We start from the raw sequence: 13,855 nt of genomic DNA, 5'->3' as shown, positions 1-13,855 counted from the left end.
GCAAAATCATTTCGGCCCTCGTCTCAAGACGCTTGAAAGATGTCAAGGCTCAGTCTAGCATCCCATCTGTCCGATATACAGGCCTCTTGTCTGGAATATCGGACAATAAAGAGCCAGGCGCAGAGAGTCCTGACGAGAAAAAGGGCGGTTTCCGAGATGCGGCAACCGGCGGGTTTTCTCGTCTCGACCCCGCACGTCCAGGCATAACCTCAGAAGGGAACAATCATGACCAAATCATCGTTTTTCGCATCCGCCAGCGCCCTTTGCCTCGGTCTTCTCCTCAGCGTTGGCGCCGGTTCGCAGGCCAACGCCGCCGCTAAATGCATCAAGGGCGACCGCAAGGCGCCGTATACGATCGGCTGGGCCAACATCTATTCAGTTCCGACCTGGATGAAGCAGACACAGGGCACGATCGAAGCCGAAGTCGAAACTTTGAAGAAGCAAGGCTTGGTCGACAAGCTCGTCGTGACCGACGCCCAAGGCGACGCCAACGTCCAGATTCAGCAGATCCAGTCGATGATCGATTCCGATGTCGATGCCATCATCCTGATCGCTGGCTCGTCGACCGCGCCGGCGCGCGTGCTGGCGGACGCCTGCGCCAAAGGCATCGCGATCATCAATTTCGACAGCCTCGTCGACACCGACCAGGTGACCGCCAAGGTCAACACCGATTCCTCACAGTGGGGCGATCAGGCGGCCAAGTTCCTGATCGACGCCATCGGAGGCAAGGGCAAAATTCTGATCCTCAATGGCCCAGCCGGCGTTTCGGTCAGTGACGACCGGCGCAAAGGCGCCGATGCCGAGCTTAAGGCTCATCCCGATGTGAAAGTGCTTGCCGAAACGAACACGCCCTACAATGTCGCGCCCGCCCAGGAAGCGGTCACCAGTCTGCTTTTCGCCAATCCCGAAATCGACGGCATCCTGTCGCTCGGCGGCGCTCTGTCGGCGGGTGCCGTGCTCGCGCTCGACAAGCAGGGTCGCGACCAGGTGCCGATCACCGGCGAGAATGCGCGCCAGTTCCTCGAACTGTGGAAGGAAAAGGGCTTGAAGAGCTGGGCGACGATGCAGCCGAACTGGCTCGGCGCTTTCGCCACCTACACCGCCGTACAGGCGCTGGACGGCAAGGATGTGCCGGCTTTCGTCAAGATCCCGCTGCCGGTGATCGACAATTCCAACGTCGACGAATATCTCGCCCGGGCTAAGGATTTCCCGGCTGACGGTTACATCTATTCGCCGTTCGATGAGGATCTGTTCAAGAAGCTGCTGGCCCAGAAATAAGCCTGAAGGGTTGCAACATTGACAACCACGGCTACGCTTCTCGCCGCGCGGGGGGTGTCGAAGTCCTTCTTCGGCAACCCCGTCCTGCGCAACGTTTCCATCGCTCTGCAGCCGGGCCGCGTGCATGCGCTGCTCGGCGAGAACGGCGCGGGGAAGTCGACGCTGATCAACCTTTTGTCCGGCGCCCTGCGCCCGGACGGCGGGGCGATCGAGGTTGATGGACGCCCGGTATCGCGCATGAGCCCCGCTCATGCGCGGCATGCCGGGATCGCCGTTGTCCAACAGGAACTCAGCCTGACGGCCAGCCTCTCGATCGCCGAAAATATCGGGCTCGGCGCCTATCCCAAGAGATTCGGCTTGGTCGATTACACGGAACTTGCCGCACGGGCCAGGGCCGCATGTGATCTTGTCGGCCTTCGCGAACCGCTGTCTACGCCGGTGGGGCATCTGTCACTCGGCCGGCGTCAGATGGTGGAGATCGCCAAGGCGCTCTACCGGCGGCCGCGCGTGCTCATTCTCGACGAACCCACCTCATCGCTATCGGCAACCGAGACAAAAACCCTCACGGACTTGCTGGAAAGGCTTCGGGCCGAGGGCATCGCCATTCTCTACATCTCACACCGGCTGAACGAAGTGATGACACTGTGCCAGCATGTCACCGTACTGAAGGACGGCGCCTGCACGGCGGACCGCTCGCTGGAAGAAACTGATGCCGCCGGGCTGGTGCGGCTGATGGTCGGCCGCGACCCCGGCGATCTCTTTCCACGATGGCAGCCTTCGCCATCGCCAGCCAACGCCATCTCGGTTCGTAATTTTTCGGCCGGCCTGATGCGCGACGTCGATCTCGACATCAGGACAGGCGAGGTGCTTGGGATCGGCGGCCTGGTCGGGCAGGGGCAGGAAGATCTGCTGCTTGGCCTCTACGGCGCGATCCCGGCTAGGTCGGCATCCGCGACCGTAAACGCTGCTTCGGGTCTGCCGGGCGGCGTGCCGAAAGCCAATGCGCTCGGCCTCGCCTATGTCCCGGCCGACCGCAAGCGCGAAGGCCTGCACTTGATCCATCCCATCATCACCAACATGATGCTACCAGCCTTCGCAAGGCTGCCGGCGTTGAAGCTGCGCAGCCGGCGTGCCGAGCGCGATTTGGCGAGGGGACTCGCCGCCCAGCTTGCCATCAAGGGCGACCTCGATCGCCCGGCGCAGGCACTCTCAGGTGGCAACCAGCAGAAAGTCGCGCTGGCGAAATGGATGCCACACGATCCGCTTGTGCTTCTCCTCAACGATCCGACGCGCGGCGTCGATGTCGAGACCAAGCGTGAGATCTACATGATGCTTCGCAATCTCGCTGCCGCCGGCAAGGCGATCGTCCTGCTCAGTTCCGACACACCCGAACTGGTGCACCTTTGCGACCGCGTCGCCGTGGTCCGAGAAGGTCGCATCAAGGCCATGCTCGAGCGCGAGGCACTGAGCGAGGAAGTCATCGTCTCCGCCGCAATGGGCGCCGAACAGCAGAAAGTTGCGGCATGAGCACGGTTGTATCCTCAAGCCAAGCCGGCGCCCTCTACTGGCGAGTTCAGCTGCGCCGAAATGTTGGCGTGCGCAGCCTGTTTGCCGTGGTTCTGGCGTTCCTCGTTGCCTACGGCGTGTTGTTCCCCGGCCTCTTGACGGCGTCCGGCTTCGCCAAATTCACCCAGAGCTGGTTTCCGCTGGCGCTGGTCGCGATGGCCCAGGCGATCCTCATGCTCACCGGCGGCATCAGCTTGGCAATCGGCGCAATGGTCAGTCTCGGCGCGGTAATCGCCGCGACGACGATGATCGGGCCGCTGGGCGTAGCCGGCGGCACCGCCGTGGTGGCGCTGACCGGTATCGGCATCGGTGCCGCGACGGGGTTCATCGTCGTGAAACTTCGGTTGCCGGCCATCGTGGTGACGCTCGCCGGCTCCTTCATCATCGGCGGTGCTGCGTTGCTCATCCTGCCGAGGCCGGGCGGCGCCATTCCGGAGTGGCTGTCGGACCTGCTTGCCGGCAACACGCCGGCGGCATTCGTGTTGCTGGTGCTCGTCGTGCTTTTGTGGAAACTCTATCTCGCCACCCCGCTTGGGTTGAGCCTCTATGCCGCCGGTGAGAATCCGGTCGGCGCCTATCGCTCCGGCGTGCCGGTCGACGGCGCGCGGATCGCGGCCTATGCGATCAGCGGTCTGCTTTGCACAGGCGCCGGCCTGTTCGTCGCCGCGCAAACGGGTTCGGGCGACCCGGTGATAGGCACAGCCTTCACGCTGAATTCCATTGCCGCCGCGGTGCTCGGCGGAATCGGCTTCCTCGGCGGCCAGGGCACGATGCGCGGCGCGCTTGCCGGCAGCCTGCTGCTCAGCCTGATGATCAGTGTCATGTTCTTCCTCGGCTTCACGCCAGTTGCTCAGTATGTCGCCCAAGGCCTCATCATCATCGGGGCGGTCGCCATCCCGCAATTCCGCAAGGTGCAGCAATGACAGCACGGAAAGAGAGCGCGCGCGGCGGGCGGGCGTTGACGATCCTGCGCAGCCGGCCCTTCCTCACGGTCGCTATCGTTGCCGCGGTGTGGATCGCGGCGAGCTTCGCTTCACGTGGCTTCGGCGCTTATGGTCATTTGCGCTATTTGGTCGAGTTGGGCGCGGTGATCGGCCTGGTCGCGGCGGGCCAGACCTTCGTGGTGATTGCCGGCGGCATTGACCTTTCCGTCGCGGCGATCGTCACGGTCAGTGCCGTCAGCCTCCCGCTGCTCTCATTGCAGGCGGATCCGACCGGGCTCACAGCCGTTCTTGCAGTACTTGCGTTGACGACCGCGATAGGTCTCGTAAACGGGCTGGGCGTGGCGCTGTTGCGCGTTCATCCAATGATCATGACACTGGCGATGGCGACATTCCTGCAGGGCCTCCTGATCATCATCGCCGGCGGCAGCGCCGTGACCGCCGAGAACCCGCTGGTCAGCTGGCTCGGCAATGCGCGGCCAGCCGGTATTCCGGCAGGCGTGCTTTTGTGGGTGGTCATTTCCGTGATCGTTCTGACCACGATGCATGCGACATCCCTCGGCGCCCGGATTTTCGCGATGGGCGCCAATCCGCTTGCCGCGGCGCTGTCCGGAGTTTCCGTCGCCTCGACCACGCTCGCCGTCTACGGCATCAGCGGCTTCTGTTCGGGACTTGCCGGTGTGTTGGTCCTCGGCATGAACGGCCAAGGCTATGTCGGGATAGGAGATCCCTATCTCCTCGCGTCGATTGCCGCCGTGGTGCTCGGCGGCACCTCGATACTGGGCGGGCTCGGCACCTATGCCGGTACTATCCCCGGCGCGATCCTGCTGGTCACGATCACGGCGCTGATCACCGTCGTCAACGCATCGCCCGGCTGGCGCAGTATCCTGTTCGGGTCGCTGATTCTGGGGCTGCTGCTTCTCTCAGGCAGGGAGCAGGCCCGCCGATGAAATATCGTGCAGCCGGTAGATACGCCTTGCGTTGCCGAAGAACAGCGCCGTTTGCTCGTCCGCGGAAAGCTCTCCTGCAATGGCTTTGAAGCTGTCATATACTGCATCGAATGACGCATGCAGGCCGGCGACTGGGAAGTCACTGCCGAACATCGCTCGCTGCGTACCGAAACAGTCGATGCAATGCATGACAACCGGCTTCAGGCTGTCGAGTGTCCAATCATGATCGTAGGCGACCAGATCCGATATCTTGATGGCAGCGTTGTCGCACTCCGACAAAAGCCGCAGCCCTTCGCGCCACACCCGCATGCCGTCTGCATCGCGATCGATCGGGCTGCCGCAGTGGTTGAGAACAAAGAGTTGGTCCGGAAAGGCCGCTGCGAGGCGCGCCGCACCGGGGAGCTGGCGCGGAAACACCATCAGGTCGAAAACCAGCCGGCGGCGCCCAAGCAGGGACAGGCCGGCACGCCAGGCCTGATCGTCCATGATGCCGTCACGGGCAGCAAAACGGCGGGCAGGATCCGGATCCCAGCTCAGTATGTCGCGCACACCGACGACACGGTCGAATGCCGCCTGCGCCTCGACCAGCGCCGGCGCTTGGCGGCTCGCCAGCGGTATGTGAACAACATAACGGGCGGCCACGCCGCGCGACTTGTCGAGCGTTTCAAGCCACCGCGTTTCGCCGACGCATTCATCCCCGGTCCAGCCGGCTTCGACATGGACGGTTGCGACGACATTGTGCCGGCCGGCGTCGCGCAAATAATCTTCAGGAAGGTAGTTTCGCCGCAAGCGGCCAAGCTCCCCCAGACCGCCGCGTTCGCCAGCCGTTGTGGCGAGCCAGGGGTGCCGGCTGAGGCCGAGATCCCAAAGGTGATGGTGGGCATCGATGATCGGTCCGCGGTAAGGTGTTGGCACGCATCTCTCTCATGGTGTGGCCGGAATCGGAAATCGATCCGGACTTCATCCTGTAAAGGAAGGACTAGCATCGGATGACCGAAAGCTCACCCGTACTGTTGCTGGCGACCCGAGAAAATTTCCTGCTCGATGACCGTATCCGCGGCGTGCCGCCTGGCACCCTCGGCTTGGACAGCAGCCTTGTCGCATCTGAGCGCTGGCATCCAGCGGATGGGCGTATGTCGTTGCCGGTGTTGACCGTCGACGAGGGGGCCTTCATCGCCAATCGTGACCTGTTCCTGCGCTATGCGCGAGAGCAGGGCGCCGTGATCGCCCCGCATGCCAAGACCCCGATGGCGCCTGATCTTGCCCGGTCCCTGATCGAGGCCGGAGCATGGGGCACGACCGTCGCCGACATAAGGCAGGCCACGGTGATGCTCAGAGCCGGACTCTGTCGGCTGATCATCGCCAATGAGGTCGGCGGACCAGGTGGTGCGAACCGGCTTGCGGTTCTTGTCAGCGCCTGGCCAAGCGCTGAGTTCTACGTTTTCGCCGACTCGATCGCCGCCGTGAATGCGCTTGCCGAAGCCTGGCGGGCCAATGCGAGGCTGCCGCCATTGCGCGTGCTCGTCGAACTTGGTGCGGGCAGGGCAGGCGCCCGGACCACCGGCGAAGCCGAGGCGATTGCCGACGCGATTGTAGCAGCCGGCGGCCGGCTGCTGATCGCCGGCGTCGCAACCTATGAAGGTGCCGCGGCGCAGCCCGATCCTGACCGCACCGATGAGGCGATATCCGCCCTGCTGACAATGACAGCCGACATGTTCCTGCGGCTCCGCGCCCGCGTCGGCGGCGACACCCCGCTGATTGTCACGGCAGGCGGCTCGGTCTACTTCGACAAAGTGGTCGCAGCGCTTTCGCCTCTCGTTTCTAGGGACAGCAGCGCGACGCTGGTGCTGCGCAGCGGCGCCATCTTCTTCCACGACCATGGCGTCTACGACCGCTCGCTCGGCACACTCGACGCCCGCGAGGGTTTTGCAGTCGGCGGCTTCAATGCGTCCGCACGAAATTCGTTCCGTCCGGCTTTGCGCCTATGGGCCGAGGTACTGTCGCGGCCGGAGCCCGGCCTTGCGATCTGCGGCATGGGCATGCGCGACGTGTCGTTCGACCAGGGCTTTCCAATGGTCCTGACCATCTTTCGTGCCGGCAAGCAGCTGCCGATAGCGCGTGCCGAGGTCTTCAAGCTCAACGACCAGCACGCCTTCCTGACAATTGCGTCGGGCGACGACATTGCCGTCGGCGACACCGTTGAATTCGGCATCTCCCATCCCTGCACCTGCCTTGATCGCTATCGCGTGATCTTTGGCGTCGACGCGGCCGGGTATGTCAGCCACGCCTTTCCCACCTATTTCGGCTGACCATCGTCGCGCTTTCCAAAAAAAGAACGAAAGGATCCGATATGATCAAGTACTTCCAATCCGGCTCCCGCATGTCGCAGGCGGTCGTCTATGGCGGCCTCGTGCACATAGCGGGCCAGGTCGCAGACGATCGCAAGGCCGGCATCGAGGGTCAGACGAGCGAGGTACTCTCCAAGATCGAGGCGCTCCTGGTCGAGGCCGGCAGCAGCAAGTCGAAGCTCGTGGCGGTCAACATCTTCCTGCCGCAGATTGGCGATTTCGACGCAATGAACAGTATCTACGATGCCTGGGTGGATTCCGCCCGTCTGCCGGCGCGTGCCTGCGTCGAGGCGCGTCTCGCTGATCCTGACCTCCGCATTGAGGTCACCGCCGTCGCGGCTGTGTGAACCGCCGCCATGCACACCGGCATCAGCCATTCGCTCGATTTCGATCGGGACGGCAAGACGCTCAGCCATCTGAGCATCCCGTTCTCGATAGACCGTTCGCCATATTTCCAAATCAAGGTCCCGATCTGCCTCATGCGCAATGGTGAGGGTCCGTCGCTGCTTCTTATGGCCGGTAATCACGGCGATGAATATGAAGGCGAGCTGTGCTTGGCAAAGCTGGTCCGCCGGCTCGATCCAGCGCGAGTCAGGGGCCGCGTCACCATCCTGCCGATGGCCAATGTGCCGGCGGTGATGGCCGCCAAACGCTGCTCGCCGCTCGATGGCGGCAATCTCAATCGCGCCTTTCCCGGAGATCCGTCGGGCACGCCGACAAGCCGGCTCGCCAACTTTCTCGAGACAGACCTGTTCCCCCGACACGACATCGTCTTCGACATCCATTCGGGGGGCACTTCGATGGAACATCTGCCGACTGCACTCGTCGAGCGCAATGCCGATCCCGAGCGCCACAGGCGCGGGGTGGAGCTGATGCGGGCGCTCTGCATGCCCTATGGGTTCGTGGCCGACAATGGCCAGGCCTCGCCGACCTCCATGGGTGCAGCGCGCCGTGCCGGCGCCATCGGCGTCAGCGGTGAGTTCGGGGGCGGCGGCACCGCCACGGTCGACACGATGGCGATCACCGCTCGCGCGATCGACAATCTGCTGATTGCACTAGGCCTGGTCGACGGGCCAGTTGTTGGCGCGGAGTCAATGCATTCGATGCCGACGCGACTGCTTTCGCTTTCGCGGCATAGCCAAGGCCTCTACGCCGCCCGCCGCGGCTGGTTTGAACCCGCCGTGAGGGTTGGCGACAGCGTGAACGCCGGACAATTGGCTGGCTGGTATCACGATCTCGAAAGGCTCGATCTTGCCGAGGAAGCCTTGCATTTTGCCGAAAACGGCATCGTGCTTTCGCGGCGGCTGCATACAATGTGCGAGGCAGGAGACTGCCTCATGCAAGTCGCCGAACCCGTAGAAACCTAAAGGGAAAACGCACGGCGTCTAGCTGCTGCGCCACTCTGGAGAACTGAGGATATCTTATGCAGCTTTCCATGTGGACCTACCCCTGGGATGTCCAGGATCTCGGTTTCGAGATGGTCGAACGCGATCTGGTCGAACGCGCGGGACTCAACATGATCAGCCTTGCTGCCTCGTATCATGCGGGACGCTTCCTTCAGCCGCGCAGCCCGCGCCGCAAAGCCTATTTCCCGGAGGACGGCACGATCTACTTCAAGCCAACCGCCGCGCGATGGGCCGACCTCGCAATTCAGCCCAAGGTGGCGGACGTGATCTCGCAGGGAGGCGACGTGCTTGGCGAGCTCGTCCGCAGACGAGACGCCAATGGGCTCGGTGTTTCGTGCTGGACGGTGTGCCTGCACAACACCCGCGCCGGCATGCTTTATCCGCAGGTGGTTACCCGAAATGCCTTCGGCGATCCCAATTATTACAACCTTTGTCCCTCGCATCCGGATGCGCGCGCCTATGTTCGCGCGCTGGTCGCCGACGTTACGCACACCTACAAGCCGGACAGAATCGAGCTCGAAAGCCCGTCATTCATGAGCTTCGCCCACGAATATCATCACGAGAAAGACGGTGTCGGGCTGACCGCGGAAGATGACTTCCTTCTGTCGCTGTGCTTTTGCCCGTCCTGCCTCGCCCGCGCCGCTTGTGCCGGCATTGACGGCGAGGCGGCGCGCAAACTGGTCAGAGGGTGGATCGTCGAGACCTGTGATCGTGCCGTTCCGGCACCGCGTTTTCCGGACTTTCCGAACGGTAGCTTCGATACCTTCCAGCCCTGGCCAGAATTATACGACTTTCTGCTGTGGCGGTTCGAGCCGGTGACCAGCTTGGTTGCCGAGCTGCGCGACGTTGCCGATCCGGGCACACGTGTCCTCATCATTGACCTGAAGGACGGCTGGTTGGGCGGCTGCGATCTGGCGGCTCTCGGCCAGGCTTGCGACGGCGCGATCCTGTGCGCCTACGATATGCAGGCCAGCGATGTCGCAGATCTGATGGCCACTGGCCGTGCCACGCTCGGAGCAGAGAAATTCCTTGGGACCGGTTACCGGCTGTTCCATCCGGAAATGGCAGGCCCGGACATTCTCGCCGCCAAAGTGAAACCGGCGCTGGCGGCGGGCGTCGATGGCATCAATTTCTACAATTACGGCCTTGTACCTGCCGCACGCCTCGATTGGGTGAGTGCCGCACGATCTGTGTGAACAATCGATCCACTGCCGACCCAATAGGCCTAATTTTGCCTCGAGCATTGCGCGTAATGGAGAGGCGTTCGGAGGACTTCCCGCATGGATTCTCGCATTGCTTTGGCCGGCGGCCAGCAGCCTAGCTGAAAATCGAGGCATGGCTGTGAGGGCCACGCGGGAGGGAGGCGGGTTATACGGTGGAGCGCATCTTCCAATTTATTCGCTCTAGCGCATATTGAAATCTATCTTCTGAGCGTATATCTCATAGCTGGAGAGGTACGCTGTGGACCAAATCGCCCGAACGCCTAAGCAACTCGGAGATGCCATCCGCCGGCGGCGCCGCAAGCTCGGCCTGAACCAGGCCACTGTCGGGGAGCACACGATGCTACGCCAAGCGACCATCTCGGCCGTCGAGAATGGAGCGCCCGGGACACAGCTCGGAACGCTTTGCGACATTCTCGCAGCGCTCGACCTTGAATTGGTTGTCCGCTCTCGGACCAGAGCAAAGTCGACCGAGATCGAGGACGTCTTTTGATGGCTCGTCCGCGGCGGCACCTCCCGCTCAACGTCTTCTTGAACAGCCGTCTCGTCGGGCGGCTGAATAGACAATCCAGCGGCGCGATCGATTTTCAGTATGATCCGTCCTGGCTTGCCTGGGAGCATGCGCTACCAGTCTCGCTATCTCTGCCCCTACGTGAAGATCGCTATATCGGTGCACCCGTCATTGCCGTGTTCGACAATCTCCTGCCCGACAGCATCCCCATTCGCCGCCGTATGGCTGAGCGTGTTCATGCCCGAGGGATAGACGCCTACGACTTGCTTGCCGCTGTCGGACGGGATTGTGTCGGCGCACTGCAATTCCTGCCGGATGATGTCGAGCCGGGCCCCGCCGGTATTGTCGACGGCAAACCCGTTGACGATATCGAAATTGCTCGTCTCGTCCGCGATCTGGCATCGGCCCCCCTCGGGCTGGGCGAGGATGAAGATTTCCGGATCTCGATCGCTGGCGCTCAGGAAAAGACTGCGCTCTTGTTCTGGAAAGGACGTTGGTACAAGCCGCTGGCGACGACTGCTACAACGCACATCCTCAAGCCACAGATTGGACGCTTGCCAAATGGCATCGACCTTTCCTTCAGTGTTGAAAACGAATTTTTCTGCCTCAAGATGACAGCCGCCCTGGGACTCCCGTGCGCCGTCGCCGCAATCGAGGAATTCGAAGGCAATCGCGTGCTCGTAGTCGAACGTTTCGATCGCCGATGGACGAGTGACAACCGTCTCCTGCGCTTGCCCCAGGAAGACTGCTGCCAGGCTCTGTCTGTGCCTCCGTCGCTGAAATACGAATCCGATGGCGGGCCTGGGGTTCCGGCTATCCTTGGTCTGATGAAGGGAAGCGACCAACCGGAGCTAGATCAAGCTGCGGTTCTGAAGGCCGTGGTCGCCTTTTGGCTGCTCGGCGCCACAGATGGACATGCCAAGAATTTTAGCGTCTTTCTTTCTCCCGGCGGCCGGTTCCGCATGACGCCGTTATATGATGTGATCTCAGCGCAGACCAGCCTTGATGCGGGACAGATCAGGCGCAACAAAATGAAGTTGGCGATGGCTATAGGCGACGCACGCCACTACCTTATCGATAGCGTCATGCCGCGCCATTTCATCCAGACCGCCGCCAAGGCAGGAATTGGTCCAAAACCCGTCACAGCGATCTTTGACGAGCTGCGCCAACGGGCGCTAGCGGCAATCGAACTGGTTTGTGCATCGCTCCCAAAGGGTTTCCCTTCGCAAGTCGCAGATGCCATTGGCAATGGGGTCAAAGCTCGCGTGCGCAGACTGGAAGAGGTGTGATGCTTAAGATCGAGGCACAACCAGACTGATAGCCATTGGGACGTCCAAATGATCTTCTTTTAGCAGCAGCAACGCCGCGCGGGATGTAATCAACCCACGGACTTGCCAGCCTGTAACTTTCTGACCAGGCCGATCAGCTGATCCAGGTCCGCGCGTGTAAGCGCAAGCATCTCCGCAGGGGGTTTGTGATATTCCCTTGTCAATTCCTCAATGGTTGCAACACCCTTGGCCGTAAGCTTGACACGTTTGACACGGCGATCGCTTGGCGACGGAACCCGTTCGGCGAGCCCCGCCTGCTCCAACCGGTCGACCAGCCAGGTCGCCGTCGAAGGGTCGCAGTGCCATTGAGCGGCCAATGCGCCGATCGGCTTGCCCGCATCTTTATCGAGGGTGAAGAGGGCGCGCGAGTCGTTGGGCGTCAGACCCAATTTCTGCTGGATCGCCAACCGGTCCGGCGCGGACCGCATCAGGAAATCAAACATCAGGCGCCAGGCCTCGGTGGCGTGCTGCAAGCGATCTTGGCCCGGTCCCATTCCACGCTCCTTCGTGTCTTGACACATATTTGGACCAATCATATGATTTGATCAATCAAAATGTTTGGTGATCAAAGCAATGAGAGGAGATCCGAGATGACCAACACCACGGTTCTCGTCGTCGGGGGCGGCCTGAACGGTCTGACGGCGGCCGCCCTTTTGGCTCACAACGACATTCCGTGCGTCCTCGTCGAGCGCCATCCCGACACGTCAATCCAGTACAAATTTGCCGGCATTTCCCCGCGCAGCATGGAGATCTTTCGAAGCCTCGGCTCGAGGAGGAGATTCGTGCAAATCGTACGGGGGACCAGCAGGCAGGCGCTATTGCGCGCGCCAGGAATCTCACCGATCCCGAGATTCAATGGGGCGGACCGGCGTGGCCGGATGCAAGTGCCCTCAGCCCCACGCAACCGGCGACGTGTGATCAGCACGTCCTGGAACCGATTCTGCGCCGCTACGCCGAGCGGAACGGTGCAGACATACGTTTCAGCACGGAACTGGTGGCTTTCGAACAGGATGAGAATGTCGTCCGCGCGGAAATTCGCGATATCGCGACCGGCGCAAAGGACGCCATCTCGGCCGACTATCTGATCGTCGCGGACGGTGCGAACGGCTCGATGCGAGAGAGGCTGGAGATCAGCCGCAGCGGGGCAGGCGGCCTTCAGCACTGGATAAATGTCGTCTTTGACACGGACATGCCTCCGACGATCGGCGGCAAGCGTTTCACGTCGTGCTTCGTGACGGACCTCAACGGGACCTTCACGCCCAGGGAGGGTGGACGATGGCTTCTGGCGCTCCAGTACTTTCCCGAAAAGGGCGAGAAACCCCAGGATTTTGATGAAGCCAGGTGCAGGGAACTGATCATACGAGGTGCGGGCCGGTCGGATATCACGACTAGGCTTGTCGATGCGCGCTCCTGGGAAGTGGCCGCGATGACAGCGCGCCAATTCCGCCGAGGCCGCGCGTTTCTTGTGGGGGATGCGGCACATTTGATGCCCCCAACAGGCGCTTTCGGTGGCAATTCAGGTATCCACGACGCCCATAACCTTGCCTGGAAGCTTGCGATGGTAACACGCGGGCATGCCGGTCCCTCTTTGCTGGATAGCTATGACATGGAGCGCCGGCCGGTCATCGAGGCTACGTTGGCGCAAGCGCTCGCCCGCCTTCAGAAATGGTTCGACGATCCGTCGAAGCGATTGCCTCCCCCAGTCGCGATGGTCGAGGATTACGACGTGGTATTTGGCCAACGCTACGCTGCAGGTGTCGTGGCTCAGGAAGCCACGCGGGACGATCACCCATTCCAAAAATCCACGGAGTTGTCGGGCCGCCCTGGCACGCGTTTACCGCATTTCGCGGTCGGGCGTGCCGGCCAGCGGATTTCGAGTCTCGATTTGTGCGATCGCGACCTTCTTCTCCTCTGCGCCGACGACGCATGGTGTCAGGCCGCTGACGCCGTAAGCCAGCGCCTCCGCATGCCGCTGACCTGCCACGCCTTTGCCAATGGGGGTCTGATTGATTTGGACCATCGGTGGCCTTCCGCGCTCGGGGTTGAAAGCGGCGGTGCCGCCTTGGTCAGGCCGGACGGGTTTGTCGCGTGGCGGTCAACGCACAGTGTGCCTGATCCTGTACAGATGCTGATCGAAATACTTGACGGCTTGGGTTTCCGCACGCAGGCGTGCGAACATCATCAGTGAGCGGCGGATGCCTCCGGTCTTCCGGCACGACTTCCTTGCCGATGTCGTCGCCGGGAATGCCGGCGATGTTCAGCCGTTTGCCCGTCTCGTCATGCCTCTTCCTACTCGTTGTCACCGAG

The 13,855-nt window shown here is 62.1% G+C and carries 13 protein-coding genes and 1 pseudogene; 12 read left to right on the top strand and 2 right to left on the bottom strand.

Features of this window, described 5'->3' with window-relative positions:
• Nucleotides 1-225: 225 nt before the first annotated feature.
• From NKH43_RS04790 to NKH43_RS04775, 4 genes are read left to right on the top strand one after another with little or no spacing between them, the layout of a single operon-like run.
• Nucleotides 226-1,278 carry a substrate-binding domain-containing protein gene (locus NKH43_RS04790; RefSeq protein ID WP_031193806.1) on the top strand — a complete coding sequence of 351 codons (1,053 nt, stop codon included), beginning with the start codon at nucleotides 226-228 and terminating at the stop codon, nucleotides 1,276-1,278.
• A gap of 18 nt (nucleotides 1,279-1,296) precedes the next feature.
• Entirely contained in the window at nucleotides 1,297-2,805 is a 1,509-nt protein-coding gene (locus NKH43_RS04785) for a sugar ABC transporter ATP-binding protein (RefSeq protein ID WP_023718472.1), read from the top strand.
• Nucleotides 2,802-3,767: an ABC transporter permease gene (locus NKH43_RS04780; protein ID WP_023718471.1), complete on the top strand. Its 966-nt coding sequence runs from the start codon at nucleotides 2,802-2,804 to the stop codon at nucleotides 3,765-3,767. The genes NKH43_RS04785 and NKH43_RS04780 overlap by 4 nt, the downstream gene beginning before the upstream one ends.
• Nucleotides 3,764-4,735, top strand: a complete 972-nt coding sequence (locus NKH43_RS04775; protein WP_156948048.1) for an ABC transporter permease — start codon at nucleotides 3,764-3,766, stop codon at nucleotides 4,733-4,735. The genes NKH43_RS04780 and NKH43_RS04775 overlap by 4 nt, the downstream gene beginning before the upstream one ends.
• On the opposite strand, the gene NKH43_RS04770 is transcribed toward NKH43_RS04775, so the two are convergent.
• Entirely contained in the window at nucleotides 4,709-5,650 is a 942-nt protein-coding gene (locus NKH43_RS04770) for an amidohydrolase family protein (protein WP_352856825.1), read from the bottom strand. The genes NKH43_RS04775 and NKH43_RS04770 overlap by 27 nt on opposite strands.
• 74 nt (nucleotides 5,651-5,724) lie before the next feature.
• Here NKH43_RS04770 and NKH43_RS04765 point away from each other — a divergent pair, with 74 nt between their 5' ends.
• The 6 genes from NKH43_RS04765 (at nucleotide 5,725) to NKH43_RS04740 (ending at nucleotide 11,509) form a co-directional block, all read left to right on the top strand.
• Nucleotides 5,725-7,044, top strand: coding sequence for an alanine racemase (locus tag NKH43_RS04765; protein ID WP_352494804.1), 1,320 nt, complete (start codon nucleotides 5,725-5,727; stop codon nucleotides 7,042-7,044).
• 41 nt (nucleotides 7,045-7,085) lie between these two features.
• Nucleotides 7,086-7,430: a RidA family protein gene (locus NKH43_RS04760; RefSeq protein ID WP_023718467.1), complete on the top strand. Its 345-nt coding sequence runs from the start codon at nucleotides 7,086-7,088 to the stop codon at nucleotides 7,428-7,430.
• Between the two features lie 9 nt (nucleotides 7,431-7,439).
• Entirely contained in the window at nucleotides 7,440-8,450 is a 1,011-nt protein-coding gene (locus tag NKH43_RS04755; RefSeq protein ID WP_023718466.1) for a succinylglutamate desuccinylase/aspartoacylase family protein, read from the top strand.
• Between the two features lie 56 nt (nucleotides 8,451-8,506).
• Entirely contained in the window at nucleotides 8,507-9,685 is a 1,179-nt protein-coding gene (locus NKH43_RS04750; protein ID WP_023718465.1) for a hypothetical protein, read from the top strand.
• A 265-nt stretch (nucleotides 9,686-9,950) separates the two neighbouring features.
• Nucleotides 9,951-10,202, top strand: a complete 252-nt coding sequence (locus tag NKH43_RS04745; protein WP_023718464.1) for a helix-turn-helix domain-containing protein — start codon at nucleotides 9,951-9,953, stop codon at nucleotides 10,200-10,202.
• Nucleotides 10,202-11,509, top strand: coding sequence for a type II toxin-antitoxin system HipA family toxin (locus NKH43_RS04740; protein ID WP_023718463.1), 1,308 nt, complete (start codon nucleotides 10,202-10,204; stop codon nucleotides 11,507-11,509). Before NKH43_RS04745 ends, NKH43_RS04740 begins: the two co-directional genes overlap by 1 nt.
• An 89-nt stretch (nucleotides 11,510-11,598) precedes the next feature.
• On the opposite strand, the gene NKH43_RS04735 is transcribed toward NKH43_RS04740, so the two are convergent.
• On the bottom strand, nucleotides 11,599-12,042 hold the full coding sequence (locus NKH43_RS04735; RefSeq protein WP_031193803.1) for a MarR family winged helix-turn-helix transcriptional regulator: 444 nt from the start codon (nucleotides 12,040-12,042) through the stop codon (nucleotides 11,599-11,601).
• 60 nt (nucleotides 12,043-12,102) lie between these two features.
• On the opposite strand from NKH43_RS04735, the pseudogene NKH43_RS04730 reads away from it, so the two are divergent.
• A pseudogene (locus tag NKH43_RS04730) lies at nucleotides 12,103-12,276 on the top strand (FAD-dependent oxidoreductase); the annotation flags it as partial.
• Nucleotides 12,222-13,736, top strand: a complete 1,515-nt coding sequence (locus NKH43_RS04725) for an FAD-dependent monooxygenase (protein ID WP_352856823.1) — start codon at nucleotides 12,222-12,224, stop codon at nucleotides 13,734-13,736. The pseudogene NKH43_RS04730 and the gene NKH43_RS04725, both read left to right, overlap by 55 nt.
• Nucleotides 13,737-13,855 lie beyond the last annotated feature (119 nt).

Origin of the sequence: Mesorhizobium sp. M1163 (assembly GCF_040318415.1) — a bacterium.
Classification (GTDB): Bacteria; Pseudomonadota; Alphaproteobacteria; order Rhizobiales; family Rhizobiaceae; genus Mesorhizobium.
The sequence above is the reverse complement of the archived record's forward strand: the minus strand, read 5'-3'. Positions and strand labels throughout refer to the sequence as shown.